Source organism: Actinoplanes sp. NPDC048791 (assembly GCF_040650095.1).
GTDB lineage: Bacteria > Actinomycetota > Actinomycetes > Mycobacteriales > Micromonosporaceae > Actinoplanes.
Genome location: NZ_JBEZGQ010000709.1, coordinates 1 through 4,529, shown reverse-complemented (window position 1 = coordinate 4,529; position 4,529 = coordinate 1). Strand labels below are relative to the sequence as shown.

3 protein-coding genes are annotated in these 4,529 nt (G+C 71.6%); 1 reads left to right on the top strand and 2 read right to left on the bottom strand.

Annotation, left to right across the window (positions count from 1 at the left end):
* Together AB0C29_RS35105 and ppdK are read right to left on the bottom strand one after the other, a co-directional pair.
* Nucleotides 1–537, bottom strand: a 537-nt coding sequence (locus AB0C29_RS35105; protein WP_360829637.1) for an SDR family oxidoreductase, incomplete at its 3' end; no start/stop codon positions are given.
* Between the two features lie 27 nt (nt 538–564).
* A complete protein-coding gene (ppdK, locus tag AB0C29_RS35100) occupies nt 565–3,252 on the bottom strand; it encodes a pyruvate, phosphate dikinase (protein WP_360829640.1) in 2,688 nt (895 codons plus the stop codon).
* Nucleotides 3,253–3,595: 343 nt separating this feature from the next.
* On the opposite strand from ppdK, the gene AB0C29_RS35095 reads away from it, so the two are divergent.
* A partial coding sequence (locus AB0C29_RS35095; protein WP_360829634.1) for a YbdK family carboxylate-amine ligase occupies nt 3,596–4,529 on the top strand: 934 nt, incomplete at its 3' end.

Below are 4,529 nucleotides of genomic sequence, written 5' to 3'. Positions count from 1 at the left end.
CGGCCCCTTGGCCATCTTGGTGTCGACGAAACCGAACCGCACGGTGCTGACCGCCACCCCGCGCGGACGCAAGGTGGCACCCAGCGCGAGCAGGTACGCCGACATGCCGGCCTTCGACGCCGCATAGCCCGGAGCCTGCGGGGTGATGAGCGCGTCGGCGAGGCTGGACAGGCCGACGAGGTGCCCGCCGCCGGCCGCCAGCAGGTGCGGCACGACCACCTCGACCGTCCGGGCGACACCGAGCAGGTTCACCTCGATGGCCCGGGTCTGCGCCCCGAGGTCGTCGAGGTCGAGCAGGTCACCGACCCCGGCGGCGTAGACGCACAGGTCGACGCGGCCCGCGGCGGCCAGCGCCCGGGTCAGCTGCTGCGGGTAGCCGGCGGCGGTGACATCAGCCGCGACGTGCACGTACCGGTCGTGCTCGATCGTGGCGGACCGCCGGGACAGGCCGGTGACCGCCCAGCCGTCGCTGAGCAGTCGCCGGGTCAGCGCCAGTCCGATGCCGTCGGTGTTGCCGATGATGATCGCGTGTCGCACGGCCCGGGAGCCTACGCGCCGGCAGCGTCAGCGGCTGTCCGATTCCCCCGCGGTGATCGCCGCCCGGCCCGCCTCCAGCCGCGCGACCGGCACCCGGAACGGTGAGCAGGAGACGTAGTCCAGGCCCACCTCGTGGAAGAAGTGCACCGACTCCGGGTCACCGCCGTGCTCGCCGCAGACGCCCAGCTTCAGGTCGGGGCGCACCGCCCGGCCCTCCTCGGCCGCGATCCGGATCAACCGGCCGACGCCGTCGCGGTCGATCGACTCGAACGGCGAGATGCCGAAGATGCCCAGCTCCAGGTAGCGCCAGAAGAACGCGCCCTCGACGTCGTCGCGGGAGAAGCCCCAGCCCATCTGGGTGAGGTCGTTGGTGCCGAAGGAGAAGAAGTCGGCCGCCTCGGCGATCTGCCCGGCGGTCAGCGCGGCCCGGGGCACCTCGATCATCGTGCCGATCAGCACCCGGACGCCGCTGCCGGCGACGACCTCGGCCACGATCTGCTCGCACTCGCGGCGGACCGTCTCCAGCTCCTGCACGGCGCCGACCAGCGGCACCATGATCTCCGGGTGCGGGTCCAGGCCCTCGCCGGCCAGCTGCACGGCGGCCTCGGTGATCGCCCGGACCTGCATCGCGAACAAGCCGGGAATGACCAGGCCCAGGCGTACGCCGCGCAGGCCGAGCATCGGGTTCTGCTCGTGCATCCGGCGGACGGCGTCGAGCAGCTCGGCGTCCTCGGCGTGGTCCTCGCCGCGTTCCCGGGCCACCGCCACGTTGACCGCGAGCTCCTCCAGCGACGGCAGGAACTCGTGCAGCGGCGGGTCGATCAGCCGTACGGTCACCGGCAGCCCGTCCATGGCCCGGAACAGGTCCACGAAGTCCGCCCGCTGCAACGGCAGCAACGCGGCCAGCGCGTCCGCCCGCTCGCTGGGCGTCGCGGCCAGGATCAGCCGCTCGACCAGCTCGCGCCGGTCGCCGAGGAACATGTGCTCGGTCCGGCACAGGCCGATGCCCTCGGCGCCGAAGCGCCGGGCCCGGGCCGCGTCGTCGGCGGTGTCGGCGTTGGTGCGCACGGCCAGCGTCCGCGCGGCGTCGGCGTGCGAGATGATCTCGTGTACGGCCTCGACCAGCGGATCCTCGGTCTCCTGCGGGGTCAGCGTGCCCTCGAAGTACTGCACGACCTCGGACGGGCGCACCGGCACCGCGCCCAGGTAGACGCAGCCCGTGGTGCCGTCCACCGAGATCACGTCCCCCTCGGCGACCGTCCGGCCGGCCACGGTGAAGCGGTCCGCCGTGATCTCCAGCGAGTCGGCGCCGCAGACGCACGTACGGCCCATGCCGCGGGCCACCACGGCCGCGTGGCTGGTCTTGCCGCCCCGGGCGGTGAGGATGCCCTGGGCGGCGATCATGCCGGACAGATCCTCCGGGTTGGTCTCCCGCCGCACCAGAATGACCTGCTCACCGGCGGCGGCCAGCTCGACGGCCCGCGCCGCGCTGAAGACGGCCCGGCCGACCGCCGCACCGGGTGACGCGCCGATGCCCTTGACCAGCGCGACCGGGTCGCCGCCCAGGTCGAAGCGCGGGAACATCAGCTGGGCCAGCTGCGCCCCGGAGACCCGGCGCAGCGCCTCGTCCCGATCGATCATGCCCTCGTTGACCAGCTGGGCGGCGATCCGGAAGGCGGCGCCGGCGGTGCGCTTGCCGACCCGGGTCTGCAGCATCCACAGCTTGCCGCGCTCGATGGTGAACTCGATGTCGCACAGGTCCCGGTAGTGGCCCTCCAGCTTGGCCATGATCTGAAGCAGTTCCTCGTACGAGCGGGGGTCGAGGGTGGCCAGCTCCTGCAGCGGGACGGTGTTGCGGATGCCGGCCACGACGTCCTCACCCTGGGCGTTGGCCAGGTAGTCGCCGTAGATGCCCTGGGCGCCGCTGGCCGGGTCGCGGGTGAACGCCACGCCGGTGCCGGAGTCCGCGCCGAGGTTGCCGAAGACCATCGCGACCACGTTCACGGCCGTGCCCAGATCCGCCGGAATGCGTTCCTGGCGGCGGTAGAGAACCGCCCGCTCGGCATTCCAGGAACGGAACACGGCGGCCATCGCCAATTCCATCTGCTCGCGCGGATCCTGCGGGAAGTCGTAGCCGGTGTGCTTGGCGAAAATGTATTTGTAGCGATCCACCAGGGCCCGCAGATCATCGGCGTCCAGATGCAGATCATCGGTCGCGCCGCGGTTGTTCTTGGCCTCGTCCAGGGCCGCGGAGAATTCCTCGCCGGGTACGTCGCAGACCGTTTTGCCGAACATCTGGATCAGCCGCCGGTACGAGTCCCAGGCGAACCGGTCGTTGCCGCCGGCCTGCGCCGCGAGCCCGACCACGCTGGCGTCGTTGAGCCCGACGTTGAGCACCGTCTCCATCATGCCGGGCATCGAGAAGGCCGCCCCGGAACGCACCGAGACCAGCAGCGGATCAGCCGGATCGCCGAGCCGCCGGCCCATCGTGGACTCCAGTGCGGCAAGATGCTCGTCGATCTCTTCGGCCAGCCCGGCGGGGTTGCTGCCGGTCGCCAGGTAGGCCTGGCAGGCCCGGGTGGTGATCGTGAATCCGGCCGGCACCGGCAGGCCCAGGCGGGTCATCTCGGCCAGGTTCGCACCCTTGCCGCCGAGCAGCTCCTTGAGCCCCCGATGACCTTCCGCAAAATCGTAGACGTACTTCTCGCCGGCCATTGTCACGACTGCCTCCCCTGAGGTGATGCGTCATCGAACGCCTGCGCTCGAACGTTCGTTAATGGTGTCCGGAGAGTAGGGGGCGCGCCACCGGGCGCCATAGCACCGGTGAGTAATTGCACAAGCACAAGCGCGCTCGGGCGCAGTGAACCGGTTTTTCGCGCAGCCGCGAGCACGAACGCGCACGCCGCGGCGGGCTTGCGAGCATCGGGCGGTGGGCGGGCGAGCATCGGGGTGTCAGGATCGTCATGCTTGGTCGGCGCCGGAAATGGGCACGTCACAGGTTCGGTACATGAGCTGGCAAGGCTCCGGACAACGGACGAGGACATAGGCGGTCGCAGGCATGACGGAGTCACTCAGGGTCTCGGAGGACGACGGCGCGAAGGAGGCGGACAGCAGCACCGGCACCGAGCTCACCCTCGGTGTCGAGGAGGAGTTGCACGTCGTCGACCTCAAGACCCGGGAGCTCGTGCCCCGGGCCCCGGAGGTGCTCGACCAGCTCGACGAGGCGCATTTCTCGGCCGAGCTGCACCGGTCGGTGGTGGAGACGAACACCCCGGTGGCGGCCACCCTGGACGAGCTGCGCGACGGGATCGTGTCGCTGCGCCGCCGGGCCATCGGTGTCGCCGAGTCGCTCGGCCTCGGCCTGGTCGCCGCGGGCACGGTCCCGCTGGTCGACCTCGACTCCCTGCCGGTCACCCCCACCTCGCGGTACCGCCGGATGCTCGACGAATACCAGATGCTGGCCCGGGAGCAGCTCATCTGCGGCGCCCAGGTGCACGTCGGCATCCCCGACCGCGACGAGGCGGTGTCGGTCGCCCAACGGGTCGCCCCGGCCCTCCCGGTGCTGCTCGGGCTCTCCGCCAGCTCGCCCTACTGGATGGGTGAGGACAGCGGCTACGCCAGCGTCCGCTCGCTGGTCTGGCTGCGCTGGCCGACCGCCGGCGACAGCGGCGTGGTGACCTCCGCCGCCGACCACGACGCCCTGGTGGCCGACCTGATCGCCTCGGGCACGATCACCGACCCGAAGATGGTCTACTTCGACGTCCGGCCCTCGGCCCACCTGCCGACCGTGGAGTTGCGGGTCACCGACTCCAGCCCGGACGCCGACACCGTGGTGCTGCTGGCCGGCCTGTTCCGCGGGCTCGTGCTACGGGCCCGGCAGGACTACCGCGCGGGCCGGCCGATCCAGGTGATCCGGCCACCGCTGCACCGCGCCGCGATGTGGCGGGCCGCCCGGTCCGGCCTGGAGGGCGACCTGCTCGACCTGCCCCGCT

What these genes read in the sequence shown, in the direction of transcription:
- ppdK (WP_360829640.1), bottom strand. Translation starts at nt 3,252, where the DNA reads ATGGCCGGCGAGAAGTACGTCTACGATTTTGCGGAAGGTCATCGGGGG.